Raw genomic sequence first — 19,160 nt, 5'->3', positions numbered from 1 at the left:
GAACATCACCCGCTGCTCTGGTTCGCGTCCGCGCATCCATGCTCCCGGCCGAAGGTTACGGCAATTTACAGCCGTGCCGCTTCGACCGAAAGTGTACATTGCGATTTTTAGCAGCCTGTTAGGACTTAGGACTTAGGACTTAGGACTTAGGACTAAAAACAAGGGCCGGGCCCGCGGAAGCGGAGCCGGCCCTCGCCCGTGAAGCCCGTCGCGAAGGCAACGACCCGAAGTCATCCCCCCTTGGCCATCGAATCCAGGAAGTCCTTGTTGGCCTTGGTCTTCCGCATGCGGTTGAGCAGGAAGTCGATGGCTTCCGCCGGCGGCATGTCGGAGAGGAAGTTGCGCAGCAGGTAGACGCGCGTGAGCTCCATCTCCGTGAGCAGCAGGTCCTCGCGGCGCGTGCCCGAGCGGTTGAGGTCGATGGCCGGGAAGATGCGCCGGTCGGCGATGTGGCGATCGAGCACGAGCTCCATGTTGCCGGTGCCCTTGAACTCCTCGAAGATCACCTCGTCCATCCGGCTCCCCGTTTCCACCAGCGCGGTGGCCACGATGGTGAGCGAGCCGCCCTCCTCGATGTTGCGCGCGGCGCCGAAGAAGCGCTTGGGCTTGTGCAGCGCGTTGGCGTCCACGCCGCCCGACAGGATCTTCCCCGAGTGCGGCACCACCACGTTGTAGGCCCGCGCCAGGCGGGTGATGCTGTCCAGCAGGATCACCACGTCGCGGCCGTGCTCCACCAGGCGCTTGGCCTTCTCCAGCACCATCTCGGCCACCTGCGTGTGGCGGTCGGCGGGCTCGTCGAAGGTCGACGAGATCACCTCGGCCTTCACGTTCTCCTGCATGTCGGTGACCTCTTCGGGCCGCTCGTCGATGAGCAGCACGATCAGGTGCACCTCGGGGTGGTTCTCGGTGATCGCGTTGGCGATCTTCTGCATCAGGATCGTCTTGCCCGCCTTCGGGGGCGCGACGATCAATCCGCGCTGTCCCTTGCCGAGCGGGGCCACCAGGTCCATCACCCGCATCGACAGGTCGCCGCCCGTGGTCTCCAGGTGCACGCGGTCGTCGGGGTAGCGCGGGCGCAGGTTGTCGAAGGCGATGCGGTGCTTGGCCTTTTCCGGCTCGTCGCCGTTCACCCGCTCCACCTTCAGCAGCGCCAGGTAGCGCTCGCCCTCCTTGGGCGGGCGCACCTGCCCCAGCACCGTGTCGCCGGTGCGCAGGTCGAACCGCTTGATCTGGCTGGGGCTCACGTAGATGTCGTCGGGCCCGTACAGGTAGTTCCAGTCCTGCGAGCGCAGGAAGCCGTACCCCTCGGGAAGGACCTCGAGCACGCCCTCGCCGCGCAGCACGACCTCGGAGTCGAGCAGGTTCTGCTCGATCCGGTAGATCAGGTCCTGCTTACGGAGGCCGGAGTAGTTGGAGATGTTGAGCCCCTCGGCCATCTCGTGCAGCTCGGAGATGCTCTTCGACTTTATGGAGGTGATGTCCACGACTGGCTCCGATTACGTTATGCTGGCAGTCCGCGGCCGCGGGGCCCGGTGCCGCCGCGTCCGCTGGATTGTTCCGATGTAGCAGGGAAGAAAAACCAGGGAGGAGGCGCGGCACGCGCCCTGGAACCGGCAAGACTGATTTGTTCGTTGGGATCTGTGGCCCAACGTAACTGCCGGTACAAGCCGACGCAAGAGAAAACATCTGGCTACGCCAGCGTTTTCCCCGCTTCGGGGCACCGGCCCCGCGCTGCTCCCTGGCAGTGGTTGCGCGGGCGGGGCGCACGATCCGGGCCACCCTCGTTGCTCCCCGCCGCCATCCTCTGCCGAGTTGCATTTCAATCGCACGCCCTCCCCACCCGTCCGCGGCCGCGCGGTCCCGTTGCTGGTGAGGCATACCCTGCCGCCATCCACTTGTGCCCTGAGCCCGGCTCAGCCGGATTAGCGGAAGATGAAGCCACGGCGCGGGTTCCGCTGTGCTCCCGCACCTCGTAGCAGCGCGTTCACTTTCTGCATACCGGGCAGATAGAGCGCCGTGCCGTCCGAAGAAGAGACGCTCCGTCCGCACGGCGTTAAGGCTCGCGCGGGAGCGGGCTACTCCACCGAGAGCGAGAACGGGGTGAAGTCGGTGTCGCGGTCGAACCAGTCCTCGTGCTCGTGGCGCTTCAGGAAGGCGACGATGCGGTAGGTGAGCGGCGTGGCCACGGCCTCCCACGCGACCTTGATGACGTAGTTGGAGAGGACCACCTTCACGACCGTGGCCGTGTCCCACACGCCCAGGAAGGCGGCGGGGTAGAAGATGAGCGAGTCCACCGCCTCGCCCACGACGGTGGAGCCGATGGTGCGCATCCACAGGAAGCGGCCGCCGGTGCGCAGCTTCATCTTGGCCAGGGTGAACGAGTTGGCGAACTCCCCCGCCCAGAAGGCGACCAGCGAGGCCAGGACGATGCGCGGCGTCTGCCCGAACACCGCCTGCATCGTCGCCTGCCCCTGCCACCCCGGCGCCGCCGGCAGCGCCAGGATGATCCAGCTCATGAGCGAGGCGAAGATCAGCGCGCCGAAGCCGGCCCACACCACGCGCCGCGCCCGCGCGTAGCCGTACACCTCCGTCAGCACGTCGCCGAACAGGTAGCTGATGGGGAAGAAGAGCACGCCCGCGCCGAACACCACCGGCCCCACGTGCGTCGGCTTGCCCACGCCGATCAGGTTGGAGCACAGCAGCACGGTCACGAACGCCGCCATGATCAGGTCGTAGTACCGGTACCTGCGCGGCGCGTGCGGGGCGGTTTCGGAGCGGGGCATCTGCGGGCGATGGAGACGGAGATGGGGAGCGGTGGGTGTGAGAGCGTGCATCTTAGCCATCCCGCGGCGGGGGGGAAACGGCGGCCGCCCTGGCCCCCGCGTCCACGGCGCGCGAATCCCGGGAACCGATGGCGCCGCGGATCGTATACAGTCCCGTTGTGAAATGGAGACGGATGCGCTAAGTTGCTGCGCGGTCCCGATCTTGCTCCCGCAGGCGGGACCGTTTTCATATCCGTTGAAGAGGTTTTGAGGATGCAGCAACGTCCCGTCATCGGCATTCCCACGCAGACGCTCCAGTCCATCGACCGCATCCCCGAGGACCTTCCGGCGTCCTGGGTGATGAACCAGCGGTATTTCCACGCGTGCACCGAGGTCGGCGCGGTCCCGTGGATGGTGCCGCTCCTGGACGACGACCCGGAAACGCTCCGCGCCATCTACGACCGCCTGGACGGGATCTTTCTTCCCGGCGGCGTGGACATGGACCCGCGCTCGTACGGCTGCGCGGCCCACGAGCTGTGCGGCCGCACCGACCCGCCGCGCGACGCGGTGGAGCTGGCGTTCGCGCGCTGGGCCATCGAGGACGGCAAGCCGGTCTTCGGCGTGTGCCGGGGGATGCAGGTGCTGAACGTGGCGGCGGGCGGCAGCCTGGTGCAGGACTGCGGCACGCTGTACCAGGGCGCCATCAAGCACGACTACTTCCCCGGCGCCGGCTGGGCGCGCGACTACCTGGCGCACCCCATCCGCATCGCCGAGGGGTCGCGGCTGCACCAGGCGTTCGGGGTCACGGAGGCGCCCGTCAACTCCATGCACCACCAGGGGATCTGCGACCTGGGCGAGGGGCTGGTCGCCACCGCGTGGGCCACGGACGGCCTGGTCGAGGCGCTGGAGTCGGCGCGCGAGGACCACTTCCTGGTGGGTGTGCAGTGGCACCCCGAGATGCTGCTGGACACCGACGAGGGCACCCGCCGCCTCTTCGAGGCCTTCATCGAGGCCGCCAACCAGTACCACAACGCGGCGATGCTGGCCTGATCGCCGTCTCCGGACGATCGAACGACGAAGGGGCGCGAGCGAATCGCGCCCCTTCGTCGTTTCTCCAACCTCGCCAGATCTCACGCGGAGACGCATGGCCGGGCAACTCCGCGTCTCCGCGTCTCCGCGTGAGATCCAGCGATGCGGAGGAGTCGCGGAGAAGGATCGCCTACAGCTTGGAGTACTGCAGCTTGGGCGCGGGCAGCCGCGGGGGGACGGCAAGGAGGAAGCGCAGCGCCTGGTGAAGGCGGCGAGCCCAGGCGCGCTCGTTGTGGCGGCCGCCCAGCTCCACGTAGAACAGCAGGTCGTGGCCGCCGCGGTAGCCCTTCTCCTCGAGCAGCGCCTTCATCCGCCGCGTGTCGTTCAACTCCTCGCGCCCCTCGCCCGTCCCCACGTCCAGGTAGATGCGCCCCGGCGCGAACGGCCGCTCGCGCACCCAGTCGTAGATGCGGTGGCCGCCGAACCAGAACGCCGGGCTCATCACCCCCGCGAAGCCGAAGACCTCGGGGTTGCGGAAGAAGGCATAGAGGGAGATGAGTCCCCCCATCGACGAGCCGGCGACGCCCGTGGCCGCGCGCTCGGGGCGGGTGCGGAAGTCGGCGTCCACCATGGGCTTCACCGTCTGGACGATGAAGTCCACGTAGGCGTCGCCCTTCCCGCCCTGCTTGTGGCCGGCGTCGCGGAACGGGCTGTACTCGTCCAGCCGCGCCGGGGTGTTGGGAATGCCCACCACGATCGCCTCGATCCCCTCGGCGCTCACGTCCTCGAGCGTCTGGTCCACTTCCCACTCCTCGCCGAAGCTGGTGGCGCGGTCGAACAGGTTCTGCCCGTCGTGCATGTAGATGACCGGGTAGCGCCGGTCGCCGCGCGCGTACGACGGCGGAAGGTAGACCAGCAGGTCGCGCGCGTTGCCGAGCTGCGGGCTTTCCACCCCCGCCAGCACCTTCACGGTGCCGACCACGGTGTGCCCCTCCTCGGCGATCATGTGGTAGTCCTTCCACGCCCGCCCGGCGGACGCGTCCCGCGCCGTATCTTCCTGTGACATCTATCCTTCAGCCTTTCAGCACCAGCGTGCGAACGTCCGCGTGAGGTCCGCCGGATGGCGGAAGATCCAGTCGGGCGAAAGGGAGGCGATCCTGTTCACGAACCGTTCCGCCTCGCCCTCACCCGTCTTGGGCCAGAGCACGGCGGCGGTGCGCATTCCCGCCGCGCGCCCCGCCTCCAGGTCCACCGTCGAGTCGCCGACGTAGACGACCTCCGCGGGGCTTACCGCCATCTCGCGCGCGGCGGCCAGGAGGCCGCGCGGGTCCGGCTTGGGCGCTTCCGCATCGTCCTCCGTCACCACCACGGCGAAGGGGCCCAGCGCCATCTCCCGCTCGGTGACTTCCCAGGCGTGGCGCCCCTTGCCGGTGACGATGCCGAGCGGGTAGCCGGCGGAGCGCAGCGCGGCCAGCATCTCGCGCACCCCGTCGTACACGCCGTCGGCCAGCGCGCCGTGCAGCTCTTCGTAGTGGCGGCGGAACTCGGCATGGCAGGCGTCGCCGCGCTCGGGGCCCAGCAGCTCGCGCAGGAAGCCGCGCTCCGAGGTCGGGCGCAGCCGGGCGACGTCCTCGTCGGTCAGCCGGTGGCCCAGGAACGGCTCCAGCGCGCGCTGGTAGCTTTCCCCGTACAGCCGCCAGGTGTCGATGAGCGTGCCGTCCAGGTCGAACAGGATGGCGCGCGGAAGCGGTGCGGCGGTCATGTCTCCACCAGTTCTGGGGATGGGGATAAAGGTATCCGGCGCCGCGTCCGGCTGCGAGAGGGGCGCCTTGCCCGCATCCCCCCGCCTCGCCATCGTTCGGATGCCCGATCCAGACGCCCAGTCCGTCGACGTGCCGAGATGCGAATCATCCCCCCGCTTTCCATGCTCTTCCTTGCCGCCGCGCCCGCGCTGGCCCAGGCGCCCGTGGAGGTGCGCGCGGGCGACGCGATCGTGAACGCGTGGCGGGTGGAGGCGCGCACCGACACCTTCGCCATGGCGTTCGAGTCCGGCGGCGCGGCGCTGCTGGTGATCCGCACCGCGCACGCGGGCGAGGCGGCGGCGCCCACGCTGCTGCGCGTGGAGCGCATCTCCACGCTGGAGGGAACGGAGGTCAGCATGGACTCGTTCGCGGCGCGGCGGACGTCGCTGGTGCCCGTGTACGACGTGGAGCACCATCGCCGCAGCACGCGGACGCTCACCTTTCCTCCCGGGTCGGTGACGGGGAAGAAGGAGACGGGCGGGGTGCGCACGCCGGTGAACGCCACGCTCGACCCGCCGGCGTTCTACATGAACACCACCGACCTGATCCTGGCCTCGCTCCCGCTGGAGCAGCGCCGCGAGTTCCGTGTGGCCATGTGGGACCCGGACCACGGCGCCTACACGCTGCGCCTGCACCCCGCCGCCGCCGAGACCACGCGCACGGTGGACGGCGGCACCTGCGATGCCTGGAAGGTGGAGGTGGACGAGAGGAACGGCCGTTCCACGTATTGGGTGGAGCGGCGGACGCAGGCGCTGCTGGCCTACGTGGCCGAGGGGATGGAGATCCGCATCGTGCGCCACGCCGCGTGCCCGGCGTCGGACGGGCGGCGGGAGTCGCGCTGACGAATCGAACGAAAACCACGGGGAGGAGGGGACGATGGGGTTCGACCAGTATCACGAGCCGCCGAACGAGCTTCCGGACGAGGTGCGCACCTTCGCGCGCATGATCCTGTCGCTGATCGAGGAGGCGCAGGCCATCGACTGGTACGAGCAGCGGATGGCGGTGGAGAAGGACAAGGAGGCAAAAGCCATCATGCGCAACGCGCAGAAGGAGGAGTTCAAGCACTTCGGGATGGACTTGGAGTTCCTCCTGCGCAGGAAGCCGCAGTGGCGCGAGATCCTGCAGGGCATCCTCTTCCAGGACGGCGACATCGTGGAGCACGGCGAGGAGGCCGAGGAAGCGGTGGACTGAGCGAGGCCGGCGGAACGGGAAAACGGGCGGGGGACGGTGTGCTTGCCGTCCCCCGCCCGTTTTCGTCTGGCAGACGAGTTTCTCCGCGTGACGCCGTCTTTTCCTGATCGTTGGGCTCACCCGCGGTTCGGGCGAATCCAATCGGCGTCAATCGCAGGTGGCGTACGGGCCGGTGTTCGCACACTCCGGGCAGGTGCGTTGCGGCCGCGTGGTGACGATCTCCGCCAGCGCGCAGGTGGCGTACGGCGAGCTGTTGGCGCACTCCGGGCAGGTGTACGGCCTTCCGGTGACGTGCCCCGCCACGGTTCCGCGGCCGGCGGCCGGCACCGCCCCGGTGGGGAACGACTCCACGCGCAGGTGCTCGGGGCTCAGGGAAAGCTTCTTCATTTCGGTTCCTCGCTGGAAAAGAGGCGTCGGTCCGCCGAAGCGCGTCAGTCGTTCACCGGCGACGCGCACTCCGGGCAGGTGTAGCGGGGCACGGTGGTCACGATCCCCGGCGCCATGCCGTCGCGCGGCAGCTCCTCGGTGGGGAACGAGTCCACGCGCAGGTGGTCCGGCCTCAGCTTCATCGTCTTCTTCATCCCGGCTCCTCGTGGTGAAGGTGTGTGGACCGTCCGGAAGCGCCGCCTCAGACCACCGGTGGCGTGGCGCACTCCGGGCAGGTGTAGATCGGGTAGCAGGTGGGGTTCCCCGCCCTGGTGAATGTCACGTGCGCGTGGACCGTCCCGCGCTCCGGGGCGGCGTTGGAAGTGGCGGCGAACGATTCGACGCGCAGCGCGTCGGGGTGGAGACGGAGCTTGGCCGGCATGGAGTTCCTCCGTGAGCGGGATGGATGCGTCCGCCCTCGTGCGGTGGGATCACGACGGCTGGATGGACGCTGCGCGATGGCGCGAGGAGAACGCGTATCTCCGAAGAGTGCCGCGTCGCGCGCAGGACGTCAACCCCTGCCGGATCGATGTTAATCGGCCAGTGGGACGAGGCGGGGGAGCCCGGCGTGGACGTATGTTTTTTGCATCACGGGGATGCGAATCCGGCGGGGCGCGTCGGGTGTTTCCGCACGTCCGCCGCGCGTTTGCGTGGGGCGTGCTCCGCGGGCGCGCGGGCGGCGGGATCATCTCCCTTGACGCGGCAAGAGCGATGTAGACACGTTGCGTTTCCATCCCCTCGCGGGGACCTTCCAACCTTCTCCCCCCAAGCAGGAGGTGCACATGGCGTCAGCGCCCAGTTTCACAACCGACCGCATCCGCAACGTGGTGGTGGTGGGCCACGGCGGCAGCGGCAAGACCACGCTGATCGACGCCTGCTGCCACACCTCGGGCGCCTCGCGCCGCCACGGCTCCAGCGCCGACGGCACCGCGCTCACCATGTTCACCCCCGAGGAGGTGTCGCACGGCATCTCCATGAACACCTCGGTGGCCTACGCCACCTGGAACGACGCCAAGATCAACTTCGTCGACACCCCCGGCTACCTGGACTTCCTGGGCGAGACCAAGGCCGGCATCCGCGTGGCCGACGGCGCGCTGATCTGCCTTGCCGGCCCCAGCGGCGTGGAGGTGGGCACCGAGCGCGTGTGGGAGCTGGTGCAGGAGCGGCATCTTCCCGCCATGCTCTTCGTGACCATGATGGACCGCCCGAACGCCGACTTCGAGCGCGTATACCAGGATGTGAAGGAGCACCTGACGGCCAAGGTCATCCCCGTCGAGGTGCCCATCGGCTCGGGCGAGGGGTTCAGGGGGATCGTGAACCTGTTCGCCGACAGGGCCTACTTCTTCAAGGGCGACGGGAGCAGCGACGAGTACGACGAGCGCGACATCCCGCCCGAGATGAAGGAGACCGCCGACCGCTACTACGCCGAGCTGATCGAGACCATCGCCGCGACGGACGACACGCTGCTGGAGCACTACCTGGAGGGCGACACCATCACCCGCGAGGAGGCGATCCACGCCCTGAAGCAGGCCATGCTCCGCGGCGAGCTGTACCCGCTGCTCTGCGGCGTGCCCACCGCCGAGTGGGGCACGCGCGCGCTGCTGCAGCGCCTGGTGGAGCTCATGCCCAGCCCGCAGGAGCGCCCCGCCGAGGAGGCGCAGGGGCGCACCGGGAACGTGATCGAGCTGCGCAACCTGAACAGCGACCCGTTCGCCGCGCTGGTGTTCAAGACCACCAGCGAGCCGCACGTGGGCGAGCTGTCGTTCTTCCGCATCTTCGGCGGGAGCGTGAAGAACGGCGGCGAGGTGCTGAACGCCAGCCACGACAAGGCCGAGAAGCTGGCCCACCTCTCCATCGCCCAGGGAAAGGAGCGGGTGGAGATCGACGAGCTGCGCGCCGGCGACATCGGCGTGGTGGCCAAGCTGCGCGACACGCACACCAACGACACGCTGAGCGCGCCCAGCCACCCGCTCACCCTGGCCGGCGTCGACTTCCCCGAGCCCGACATCGCCGTGGCGCTCGAGGCGGCCAACCGCAACGACGAGGACAAGCTCTCGGTGGGGCTGCACAAGCTGCACGAGGAGGACCCCTGCTTCGCGGCCGAATACAACGCCGAGCTGGGGCAGACCATCGCGCGCGGCCTGGGCGAGCTGCACCTGGAGGTGCAGATGGAGCGGCTGAAGCGGAAGAACGGGGTCGAAGTGGTCATCAAGGCGCCGCGCATCCCCTACCGCGAGACCATCCGCGCCGCGGCCGAGGGGCACGGGCGGCACAAGAAGCAGACCGGCGGCCGCGGCCAGTTCGGCGACGCGCACCTGCGCCTGAAGCCGCTGCAGCGCGGCGGCGGCTACAAGTTCACCGACTCCATCGTGGGCGGGGTCATTCCCGGCAAGTACATCCCCGCGGTCGACAAGGGGGTGCAGGAGGCGGCGCAGCGCGGCTTTCTGGCCGGCTTCCCCATGGTGGACTTCGAGGCCGAGGTGTACTTCGGCAGCTACCACTCGGTGGACAGCAGCGAGATGGCGTTCAAGATGGCCGGCATCCTGGCCTTCCACGCGGCCGCCGAGAAGGCGCAGCCGGTGATCCTGGAGCCGATCATGGAGGTGGAGGTGTTCAGCCCCGACGAGTACGTGGGCGACGTGATCGGCGACCTGAACCAGCGCCGCGGGCAGATCCTGGGGATGGAGCCGGCGGGGCGCAGCCAGAAGGTGCGCGCGCTGGTGCCGCAGGCCGAGCTGTACAAGTACAGCACCACGCTGCGCTCGCTCACGCAGGGACGCGCCACGCACACGCGCAAGTTCCACAGCTACCAGGACGTGCCGCAGCACGAGGTACCCAAGCTCATCGAGCACGTGAAGAAGGAGCGCGAGGAGCTCGCCGCCGCGAAGTAGTCATCGCCGCGGGTTGGACGCGAGAAACGAATCGGGGTGCCCGTCCGCGGGCACCCCGATTTTCGTGGGTGGAGATTGGATTCGCGCTCAGCTGCCGCCGTCCGGCTCGGCCTCGCCGTTCTCGCCAGGGATGGGGACGTCGAAGGGGTCTTTCAGCACCACCGTGCCGTTTTCGCTGAAGACCATCGGCACCCCAGCGGCGCGATGGCGGCGCACAGCATCCGCGAAGGCGCGGCCGACCGCGCGGTCGATTGCGCGGTGCTCGCGCATCAGACGGTTGATGTCCACCTCGGTGCGCTTCGGCATCTCACTCACCTCGCTCGTACGCAAGTACCTGCCGCTGCAAGGCACGGCGGATCGGTTCGGGGCGGCGGGTGCGGAATCGTAAACGCAGCCCGATGCCGGACACAACAGCGCGGACCCGAACCTGCAACGCTTCCGCCACCGCATGACACCGGGCGGAGGAGCGATGGCGCGACAGAAGCGGGGCACGGGGCGGACGTTCGTGGGGATCTCGGGGTGGACGTATCCCGGGTGGCGGCGCGTGTTCTACCCCGAGGGGCTGGCGCACCGCCGCGAGCTGGAGTACGCCAGCCGGAAGCTGGACTCCATCGAGATCAATGGCTCGTTCTACTCCCTGCAGCGCCCCACCAGCTACGCCAGGTGGTACGACGAGACGCCGCCCGGCTTCGTGTTCGCGGTGAAGGGAAGCCGTTTCATCACCCACATGCTCAAGCTGCGCAACGTGGAGACGGCGCTGCCGAACTTCTTCGCCTCGGGCGTGCTGCGGCTGCGCGAGAAGCTGGGCCCCATCCTCTGGCAGTTCCCCGAGCGGATGCCGGCGGACTTCGAGCGCTTCGCCCGCTTTCTCGAGGCGCTGCCGAAGACCTCCGGCCAGGCGGCGGAGATCGCCGAGCGGCACGACGGTCGCCTCGACGGCCGTGCGTGGACGGAGGCGGAGGCGGAGATTCCGCTGCGGCACGCCTTCGAGATTCGCCATCGGGAGTTTCTCGGCCCCGACTTCGTCGCCCTGCTGCGCGAGCACAACGCGGCGCTGGTGTTCGCCGACACCGCCGGGCGCTGGCCGTATGCGGAGGACGTGACCACGGACTTCGCGTACGTGCGCCTGCACGGCGCCGAGCAGCTGTACGCCAGCGGCTACACCGACGAGCAGCTGGACTGGTGGGCCGCGCGCATCCGCGAGTGGCGGCGCGGCTGCCAGCCCGCCGACGCCACCTGCGTCGCGGACCTCGCCCTCGACACCGCCGCCGGGCGCGACGTGTACGTCTACTTCGACAACGACGCCAAGGTCCACGCGCCCTTCGACGCCATCCGGCTGAAGGAGCGTCTGAGTGGTTGAGTTGCGAACGAAGAGCTTGCGCTATTTCGAGGTAGTCATAAATTTATGTACAACATTTCTGAGGACGCATGTACGAACGAGATCCGAGTTCCAAGCCGCGCCGCGTGCGTGAGGCGGCGGCGCGTTGGGAAACACTTCCTCGGGAGCAGGAGTGGGTGTCCGCTGCCGACTTCAAGGCCCAGTGCCTTCGCCTCATCGAGGCGGTGCGGCAGGGCCAGCGAGAAGTTGTCGTCACGCGCTACGGAAAGCCCGTGGCCAAGCTCGTCCCGTATCCAGACGAGACCATGTCCTTCATCGGCCATCTGAAAGGTACGGTCGTCTCCCACGGCGACATCGTCAGCCCAATCGGCGAGGAGTGGGAGGCAGACACCGATGCGTAGTCTTCCCGAGCCTCCGCTGCTGCTCGACACGCATGTGTGGATCTGGGCGATGACCGGGGCGGAGGGAGATCTCGGGCAGAACGCACGATCCGCCATGACCGCCGCAGCCCGGGCAGGGCGGGTGCTCGTCTCCGTCATCTCCGTCTGGGAGGTGGGGATGCTAGAGGCGAAAGGACGAATCCACTTCTCGCTGGAGGTGGGCGAATGGGTACGCCGCGCGCTCGCGGCGTCCGGAACCACGCTCGCGCCGCTGACACCCGAGGTCGCGCTCGACAGCTCGCGGCTTCCCGCGCCGCTGCATGGCGATCCGGCGGACCGCATCCTCATTGCCACCGCGCGGCGGACAGGAGCGACCCTGGTCACGCGCGACGCCAAGATCCTCGAATACGGAGAGCAGGGGATGCTTTCGGTGATCGATGCCGGCCGCTGACGCCGCGCGTGGCCGCACGGCGCTCGTGCTCGGCGCGACGGGGCTCGTGGGTGGGCACTGCGTGGACCTGCTGCTGGCCGACCCGGCGTGGGAGCGGGTGACGACGATCGGGCGGCGCAGTATCGATCGCGAGCATCCGAAGTTGGTGCAGCGGCTGGCCGACCTGGGGCGGCTGGAGGAGGAGGCGGGAGATGCGTTCGCGGTGGACGACGTGTTCTGCTGCCTGGGCACGACCATCCGCAAGGCCGGCTCGCGCGAGGCGTTCATGCGCGTGGACCACGACTACCCGGTCGCCGCGGCCACGCTGGCCAGCCGGCGCGGCGCGCGCCGCTTCTTCCTGGTCTCCTCGCTGGGCGCGGACGCCGGGTCGCGCGTGTTCTACAACCGCGTGAAGGGCGAGGTGGAGCGCGACGTGGCCGCGGTGCCGTTCGAGGGGGTGGCGCTGGTGCGCCCGTCGCTGATGCTGGGCCCGCGCATCGAGCGCCGCATCGGAGAAAGGGTCGCGCAGGTGGTGATGCCGCTCTTCTCGCCGGTGATGCGGGGACCGCTGCGAAAGTACCGCGCCATCGACGCGCTGGCCGTCGCCCGCGCGATGGTGCGGCTGGCGCGCGCGAGCTTCACCGGCGTGCGCATCGTCGAATCCGACGAGCTCCAGCGGCTGGGCGGCTGAACCCCTTCGCATCTCCATCTACCGAAAAAGAAACGGATCTCACGCGGAGACGCGGAGACGCAGAGAACGCACCCCGGCGATGAGTTCTCTGCGTCTCCGCGTCTCCGCGTGAGATAACAGCAGCATCCGGATCGCGAGCGGCAGTGGACGGATTCGCGACGGTTTCTTGACACGCGGAAACACACCTTCGATTCTTCGCCCCACACAAAATCTCCCGACCGACCCCACTCTCCAGGAGAGCCGATGCCGAGAGCGTTCCGCGCGGCGGCCGTCACGGTACTGCTGGCCGCGTCCGGCCTGCACGCGCAAGTCCGCCTCACCACCCCGCAGGAGCAGTTCGGCCACGCCATCGGCGCCGACTACCAGCTCCCCAACTACACGCAGCTGGTGGCGTACTGGCAGAAGCTGGCGCAGCAGAGCGACCGCATGAAGCTGGTGGACATCGGCCGTACCGCCGAGGGGCGCACGCAGTACATGGCCATCGTCAGCAGCCCGCAGAACCTGCGCAATGCCGAGCACTACCGGCAGATCGCCGAGCGGCTGGCGCACGCGCGCGGCGTGGACTCGCTGGAGGCGCGGCGGCTGGCGCAGGAGGGGAAGGCGATCGTGTGGATCGACGGCGGGCTGCACGCCAGCGAGGTGCTGGGCGCGCAGCAGCTGATGGAAACGCTCTGGCAGCTCGTCTCGCGCAACGACCCCGAGACGACAAGGATCCTGAACGACTGTATCGTCCTGTTCGTGCACGCCAATCCCGACGGGATGGAGCTGGTCTCCAACTGGTACATGCGCGACACCGATCCGCAGAAGCGCACGCTGAACTATCTTCCCCGCCTGTACCAGAAGTACATCGGCCACGACAACAACCGGGACTTCTACGCCTCCACGCAGCCGGAGACGGAGAACATGAACCGGGTGATGTACACGCAGTGGTTCCCGCAGATCGTCTACAACCACCACCAGACGGGGCCCACGGGAACGGTGATGTTCGCGCCGCCCTTCCGCGACCCGTTCAACTACCTGTACGACCCGCTGGTCCCCGTGGAGATCGACCTGGTGGGCGCGGCCATGCACTCGCGCTTCGAGGCCGAGGGGAAGCCGGGGGTGACGATGCGGAAGGGGTCCAGCTACTCCACCTGGTGGAACGGCGGGCTGCGGACCACGGCGTACTTCCACAACATGATCGGGCTGCTGACCGAGACCATCGGCAACCCCACGCCGATGGACATCCCCTTCGTGGTCGGCCAGCAGCTCCCGCGCGCCGACCTGCCGATGCCCATCGAGCCGCAGCGCTGGCACTTCCGGCAGTCGATCGACTACTCGGTGACGGCGAACTACGCGGTGCTCGACGTGGCCAGCCGCTACCGCGAGACCTTCCTCTACCGCATCTGGCGGATGGGGGCGAACTCGATCGACCGCGGCAGCCGCGACAACTGGACGACGTACCCCGCGCGGCTGGACGCCATCGCCGACAGCATCCGCGCGCGCCGCGGCAACCCGGGCGCCAACGCGGTGATGGTGCCCGGCGGCCAGTTCCAGGGCGCGCCCAACCCGCAGGAGTCCGCCCGGCTGCTGGCCATGCTGCGCCGGCCGGAGCTGCGCGACCCGCGCGGTTACGTGATCCCCGCCGACCAGGCGGACTTCCCCACGGCCACCAAGCTGGTCGACGCGCTGCTGGAGAACGGAATCGAGGTGATGCGGGCGACCTCGTCCTTCACCCTCGCGGGGAAGACGTATCCCCGGGGCTCGTACGTGATCCGTGCGGACCAGCCCTTCCGGCCGCACCTGCTGGACATGTTCGAGCCGCAGGACCATCCGAACGACTTCCTGTATCCCGGCGGCCCGCCCATCCCCCCGTACGACGTGGCGGGGTGGACGCTGGCGTACCAGATGAACGTGAAGTTCGACCGCATCCTGGACGGCTTCACCGGCCCGTTCGAGCGCGTGCAGGGCTTCGACGCGCCGGTGCCGCCCGCGGAGGTCCCCCAGCCGCGCTACAACCCGGAGGGCTACGTCCTTTCCCCCACGCAGAACGACGCGTTCACCGCGGTGAACCGCCTGCTCGCGGCCGGCGTCCCGGTGAGCCGCATCGAGGCCGAGGGGCCGGGGAACGGCCTTCACGCGGGCGACTTCTACGTCCCGGCGCACGGGCGCGCGGTGCTGGACAGCATCGACGCGATGGCGCGCGGCCTGGGCGTGCACTTCCAGCCGGTGTCGCACGCGCCGCGGGGGATGCGCCCGCTCCGGCGGCTGCGCGTGGGGCTGTGGGACCGCTACGGCGGGTCCATGCCCAGCGGGTGGACGCGCTGGATCTTCGAGCAGTTCCGCTTCCCCTACCAGCTGGTGTACGCGCCCGAGCTGGACGCGGGGAACCTGAACGCGAAGTACGACGTGCTGGTGTTCGTGGACGGCGGCATCCCGGCGGCCGACCGGCAGGGCGGCGGGGGCGGGGGATTCGGGGGGATGCCGGATCCGGCGACGGTTCCCGCGGAGTTCCGCAACCAGATCGGCAGCGTGACGGTGGCGCGGACGGTGCCGCAGCTGCGCGCCTTCCTGGAGAACGGGGGGACGGTCGTCACCATCGGCGGATCGACGGCGCTGGCGCGGCACCTGGGGCTGCCGGTGTACGACGCGCTGGTGGAGCGCGCGGCCGACGGCACCGAGCATCACCTGCCGAACGAGAAGTTCTACATCCCCGGCTCCATCCTGCGCGTCGCGGTCGACCCGTCGCAGCCCGCCGCGTGGGGGATGGACGACCACGCCGACGTGATGTTCGACGAGAGCCCGGTGATGCGCCTGGGCGACGACGCGGCGGCGAGGGGGGTGCGCCGCATCGCCTGGTTCGACAGCGAGCGGCCGCTGCGCAGCGGGTGGGCGTGGGGACAGCAGTACCTGAACGGCAACGTGGCCGCCGCCGAGGCGGACGTGGGCCGCGGGCGGCTGTACCTGTTCGGCCCGGAGATCGCCTTCCGGGGCCAGCCGCACGGCACCTTCAAGCTCCTCTTCAACTCCCTCTACTCCGCCGCCGAGACGCGCTGACCAAGGGCGGGGGATGAAAGACGAGGGGCACGCGGCGACATTCGCCGCGTGCCCCTCGTCTCTTGATCATCATCGGGAGAGGGTTCGGCTCGCCCCACGGGTCTTTCACGGCCACTCGCACACCCCGATCGCGCGCCCGACCGGCTTCATCCACTCCCGGCTGGCCGGGTCGCGCTCGTGGAAGCGCGTGGTGCTGAGCAGCAGCTTGTACTCGCGCGAGGAGAGCGGGAGCTGGTCGAAGCCATGTTCGGCGTCCGGAAGAAAGGAGTAAAGGGCGGGGCGATGCAGATCCACTCACAGGAGTTGGTTGGCCGCGCGAGAAGCGTTTTCCCTCGGAGACGAAGTTGTCGGAAATGGAGTGGCTCAGGCTGAAGCTCCACGTTATCCTACGGACTCCTCCGTCCCACCCGCCGCGCTTCCGCGGCGCCTTTCATCGGATCACCACCGGAGAGGTTCATGAGCACGGATTGCATTACGAAGGGCAGCGACGGCTTCTACCATCCCGCCAGCGAGGACGAGCTGGTGTGCCTGGTGAAGCAGGCGTACCACGAAGGGCGCGAGCTGCGCGTGCGCGGCGCGGCGCATTCGGTGTCGCACGCCATCTACACCGACCCGCTGGGCACCCTCCGCAACCACGTGGAGCAGCAGACCCCGCCGCCGGGCGACAACCTGAACGTGATGCTGGACCGCTACATCGGCTTCCGCGTGGTCGACCGCGAGCGGCGGCTGGTGGAGTGCGACGCGGGGATCCACCTGGGGCGCGACCCGTCGGACCCCACCGGCACCTCCACGCAGGAGAACAGCCTGCTCTACCAGCTCTGGAAGGACTACGGCTGGACGCTGGGCGACACCGGCGGCATCAGCCACCAGACGGTGAGCGGCTTCACGGCCACCGGCTCGTCGGGCGGCTCGCTGCAGTTCTCCGCCAACGAGAACCTGTACGGCTTCCGCATGATCGACGGCACCGGCCAGGTCTACGAGGCCAGCCGCGACAGCGACCCCGACCTGTTCTGGGCGATGAGCCCCAACCTGGGGCTGCTGGGCGTGGTGTCGAAGATGACGCTGCAGTGCGAGGAGACGTTCAACATCAGCGGGCAGGAGGCCATCACCACCATCGACGACTGCGCGGTGGACCTGTTCGGCAAAGGCGACGGGCGGCCGACGCTGGAGCGGTTCCTGAAGGAGGTGGAGTACACACGGCTGGAGTGGTGGCCGCAGCGCGGCGGCGAGCGCATCCTGGTGTGGCAGGCGCAGCGGATGCGGCCGCAGCTGGGCTTCATCCCCGCGCGCTACGAGGAGTTCACCAACCGCCCCGCGGCCGCCGAGCTCGGCATCTCCATCTTCTACACCATCATCGGCAACCTGGACGACCTGTCGCGCGCCAAGGTCCTGCTGAAGCCCACGTGGGCGGAGCTGGGCGAGGCGCTGTCGCTGGTCGTGGAGGCGTTGCACCTTCCCGAGTGGGTGGCCAGGGCGGCGACCGCGGCGGCCGCGCTGGGGGTGGACGCGTTCATCGACGTGCTGATGCCCTTCGCGCACGAGATCAAGAGGAAGCTGCCGGACATCTTTCCCAAGGTGCTGGAGATCTTCGAGCCGCTGGACAGCACCAGGAAGGGAATGCAGAAGGGTGAGCCGCAGAGCTTCCGCGACTGGGCGTGGCAGGGGCTGCCGATGGACAACCAGGCCAGCGACGTGCTGGTGCCCACCGAGTTCACGGAGATGTGGCTTCCGGTGCAGCACGCCACGCGGGTGATGCAGCTGCTGAACGGCTACTTCACCGCCCCCGCGGGCGGCGACGAGGCGCTGGCGCGCACGGGCACGTACGCGTGGGAGCTGTACGGCGCCGAGCCCACGAAATTCTGGATGAACTGCTCGCACAGCGACGGCGCCGACGAGTGGAAGGACGGGGTGTTCCGCGTGGACATCTACTGGTTCGCCAACAACCCGGGCGACCCGGCCGAGACCTTCTACCCGCAGTTCTGGCAGCTGCTGCGCGACAACGGCATCCCCTTCCGCCTGCACTGGGGCAAGTTCCAGCCGGTGTACGCCGCCGGCGACCGCGGCTGGGTGGACTTCTTCCGCGCGCAGTTCCCGCGCTGGGACGACTTCCTGGCGCTGCGGGCGAAAAAGGACCCCAACAACATCTTCCTGAACGAGTACTGGCGCGCCCGCTTCGGGCTGTGGGACGCGCCGCGCCCGCGGCCGGTGCCCGAGGCCGTCTCGTTCACGGGGGCCGGCGAGGCGGGCCGGCCGGCTTGACGCGGGGGTGATTGCATGGGCGCGGGCGCGCGGCATACGTTACGTGCCCGCGCCTTCGCTTTCCATCCAGCCTTCCGACCCGGACCGACGATGAAATTCTTCCGCACCACGATCGTGGCGCTGCTCGCGGCGATGCTGGCGGGCACCGCCGCCGCGCAGCAGCCGGGCGAAACCACGGTGATCCTGGTCCGCCACGCCGAGAAGGCCGCCCCCGCCAGCGCGATGGACGGCGATCCGGCGCTCTCTCCCGCGGGCGAACAGCGCGCGCGGGACCTGGAAGCGCTCCTGCGCGGCCGCCACGTCGATGCGATCGTCACCACGCAGTTCAAGCGCACGCGGATGACCGCGCAGCCGCTCGCCGACTCGCTGCACCTGGTGCCCGAGGTGGTGCAGGCCGGCGCTCCGGACCACGTGGCCGCGGTGGCCGAGCTCATCCGCACGCGGCACGCGGGGCAGACGGTGCTCGTGGTCGGCCACAGCAACACGGTGACCGCGATCATCGCCGCACTGGGCGGGCCGGCGCTCGGCGACCTCTGCGACAGCGCGTACGGCAACCTCTTCACGCTCGTCATCCCCGCCTCGGGCGCGCCGCGGCTGAACCACGCCCACTACGGCGCCGCCGATCCCCCCGCCGCCGGCTGCGAGAACGGCATCCAGTCCGCCCACCCGCCGCATCCCTGATCGCCTCGAACCGGGGAAAAGCAGGGATCACGCAGAACGTGAAATCACTCTTCCAGGTCGGTAGCAAAGTCGTTGTCGACTTTCATCGTCGCTCGCCCGCTACATTCTTGATCTCACGCGGAGACGCGGAGACGCGGAGGATTCGTCACGACACGAAGTTCTCCGCGACTCCGCGTCTTTCGCGTGAGAAATCACCGTTGGGGAGACGCGGAGATCGAGGAGATCGCACTGAGTTCACCGGGT

Annotated in this window: 20 protein-coding genes; 11 read left to right on the top strand and 9 right to left on the bottom strand. The window is 69.0% G+C overall.

All coding sequences use genetic code 11. The annotated features are described in order from the left end of the window. Positions 1-230 precede the first annotated feature (230 nt). Entirely contained in the window at positions 231-1,484 is a 1,254-nt protein-coding gene (rho, locus tag VLK66_RS21875; protein ID WP_325311612.1) for a transcription termination factor Rho, read from the bottom strand. Between the two features lie 591 nt (positions 1,485-2,075). Then, positions 2,076-2,783 (bottom strand): queuosine precursor transporter, encoded by a 708-nt coding sequence (locus tag VLK66_RS21870; protein ID WP_325311611.1) that lies wholly within the window; start codon positions 2,781-2,783, stop codon positions 2,076-2,078. Between the two features lie 252 nt (positions 2,784-3,035). On the opposite strand from VLK66_RS21870, the gene VLK66_RS21865 reads away from it, so the two are divergent. Next, entirely contained in the window at positions 3,036-3,812 is a 777-nt protein-coding gene (locus tag VLK66_RS21865; protein WP_325311610.1) for a gamma-glutamyl-gamma-aminobutyrate hydrolase family protein, read from the top strand. 169 nt (positions 3,813-3,981) lie between these two features. Here VLK66_RS21865 and VLK66_RS21860 read toward each other — a convergent pair whose 3' ends face one another. After that, positions 3,982-4,857 carry an alpha/beta hydrolase gene (locus VLK66_RS21860; protein ID WP_325311609.1) on the bottom strand — a complete coding sequence of 292 codons (876 nt, stop codon included), beginning with the start codon at positions 4,855-4,857 and terminating at the stop codon, positions 3,982-3,984. Between the two features lie 15 nt (positions 4,858-4,872). Further along, positions 4,873-5,553: an HAD family hydrolase gene (locus VLK66_RS21855; RefSeq protein WP_325311608.1), complete on the bottom strand. Its 681-nt coding sequence runs from the start codon at positions 5,551-5,553 to the stop codon at positions 4,873-4,875. A 138-nt stretch (positions 5,554-5,691) separates the two neighbouring features. On the opposite strand from VLK66_RS21855, the gene VLK66_RS21850 reads away from it, so the two are divergent. Beyond that, positions 5,692-6,435 carry a hypothetical protein gene (locus VLK66_RS21850; RefSeq protein ID WP_325311607.1) on the top strand — a complete coding sequence of 248 codons (744 nt, stop codon included), beginning with the start codon at positions 5,692-5,694 and terminating at the stop codon, positions 6,433-6,435. 34 nt (positions 6,436-6,469) lie between these two features. Further along, complete coding sequence (locus tag VLK66_RS21845) at positions 6,470-6,784, top strand: hypothetical protein (protein ID WP_325311606.1); 315 nt, start codon at positions 6,470-6,472, stop codon at positions 6,782-6,784. 147 nt (positions 6,785-6,931) lie between these two features. On the opposite strand, the gene VLK66_RS21840 is transcribed toward VLK66_RS21845, so the two are convergent. The 3 genes from VLK66_RS21840 to VLK66_RS21830 are packed head-to-tail and all read right to left on the bottom strand — an operon-like array spanning position 6,932 to position 7,592. Beyond that, a complete protein-coding gene (locus tag VLK66_RS21840) occupies positions 6,932-7,171 on the bottom strand; it encodes a hypothetical protein (protein ID WP_325311605.1) in 240 nt (79 codons plus the stop codon). A gap of 44 nt (positions 7,172-7,215) precedes the next feature. Further along, positions 7,216-7,365 (bottom strand): hypothetical protein, encoded by a 150-nt coding sequence (locus tag VLK66_RS21835; protein ID WP_325311604.1) that lies wholly within the window; start codon positions 7,363-7,365, stop codon positions 7,216-7,218. A 47-nt stretch (positions 7,366-7,412) separates the two neighbouring features. Beyond that, positions 7,413-7,592, bottom strand: a complete 180-nt coding sequence (locus VLK66_RS21830; RefSeq protein WP_325311603.1) for a hypothetical protein — start codon at positions 7,590-7,592, stop codon at positions 7,413-7,415. Positions 7,593-7,992: 400 nt separating this feature from the next. On the opposite strand from VLK66_RS21830, the gene fusA reads away from it, so the two are divergent. Continuing rightward, positions 7,993-10,101 carry an elongation factor G gene (gene fusA, locus VLK66_RS21825; protein WP_325311602.1) on the top strand — a complete coding sequence of 703 codons (2,109 nt, stop codon included), beginning with the start codon at positions 7,993-7,995 and terminating at the stop codon, positions 10,099-10,101. Between the two features lie 87 nt (positions 10,102-10,188). Here the strand turns inward: fusA and VLK66_RS21820 are convergent, their stop codons facing one another. Beyond that, positions 10,189-10,407, bottom strand: a complete 219-nt coding sequence (locus VLK66_RS21820) for a hypothetical protein (protein WP_325311601.1) — start codon at positions 10,405-10,407, stop codon at positions 10,189-10,191. 163 nt (positions 10,408-10,570) lie between these two features. Between VLK66_RS21820 and VLK66_RS21815 the strand changes: the two genes are divergently transcribed. From VLK66_RS21815 to VLK66_RS21795, 5 genes are all read left to right on the top strand, one after another. After that, positions 10,571-11,461 carry a DUF72 domain-containing protein gene (locus VLK66_RS21815; protein ID WP_325311600.1) on the top strand — a complete coding sequence of 297 codons (891 nt, stop codon included), beginning with the start codon at positions 10,571-10,573 and terminating at the stop codon, positions 11,459-11,461. Between the two features lie 68 nt (positions 11,462-11,529). Continuing rightward, positions 11,530-11,841 (top strand): type II toxin-antitoxin system Phd/YefM family antitoxin, encoded by a 312-nt coding sequence (locus VLK66_RS21810; protein WP_325311599.1) that lies wholly within the window; start codon positions 11,530-11,532, stop codon positions 11,839-11,841. After that, a complete protein-coding gene (locus tag VLK66_RS21805; protein WP_325311598.1) occupies positions 11,834-12,271 on the top strand; it encodes a type II toxin-antitoxin system VapC family toxin in 438 nt (145 codons plus the stop codon). Before VLK66_RS21810 ends, VLK66_RS21805 begins: the two co-directional genes overlap by 8 nt. Further along, on the top strand, positions 12,258-12,941 hold the full coding sequence (locus tag VLK66_RS21800; protein WP_325311597.1) for an oxidoreductase: 684 nt from the start codon (positions 12,258-12,260) through the stop codon (positions 12,939-12,941). The genes VLK66_RS21805 and VLK66_RS21800 overlap by 14 nt, the downstream gene beginning before the upstream one ends. A gap of 243 nt (positions 12,942-13,184) precedes the next feature. Further along, positions 13,185-15,977, top strand: coding sequence for a M14 family zinc carboxypeptidase (locus tag VLK66_RS21795; protein ID WP_325311596.1), 2,793 nt, complete (start codon positions 13,185-13,187; stop codon positions 15,975-15,977). Positions 15,978-16,082: 105 nt separating this feature from the next. Here VLK66_RS21795 and VLK66_RS21790 read toward each other — a convergent pair whose 3' ends face one another. Continuing rightward, positions 16,083-16,271 (bottom strand): hypothetical protein, encoded by a 189-nt coding sequence (locus VLK66_RS21790; RefSeq protein ID WP_325311595.1) that lies wholly within the window; start codon positions 16,269-16,271, stop codon positions 16,083-16,085. Between the two features lie 162 nt (positions 16,272-16,433). Here VLK66_RS21790 and VLK66_RS21785 point away from each other — a divergent pair, with 162 nt between their 5' ends. Then, on the top strand, positions 16,434-18,236 hold the full coding sequence (locus VLK66_RS21785; protein ID WP_325311594.1) for a D-arabinono-1,4-lactone oxidase: 1,803 nt from the start codon (positions 16,434-16,436) through the stop codon (positions 18,234-18,236). A gap of 90 nt (positions 18,237-18,326) precedes the next feature. Further along, positions 18,327-18,917, top strand: coding sequence for a phosphoglycerate mutase family protein (locus VLK66_RS21780; protein ID WP_325311593.1), 591 nt, complete (start codon positions 18,327-18,329; stop codon positions 18,915-18,917). Positions 18,918-19,160: the final 243 nt, after the last annotated feature.

This window comes from Longimicrobium sp. (assembly GCF_035474595.1).
Taxonomy (GTDB): Bacteria; Gemmatimonadota; Gemmatimonadetes; order Longimicrobiales; family Longimicrobiaceae; genus Longimicrobium.
Note: the sequence above shows the minus strand (reverse complement) of the source record. Positions and strands in the feature narration are given on the sequence as shown.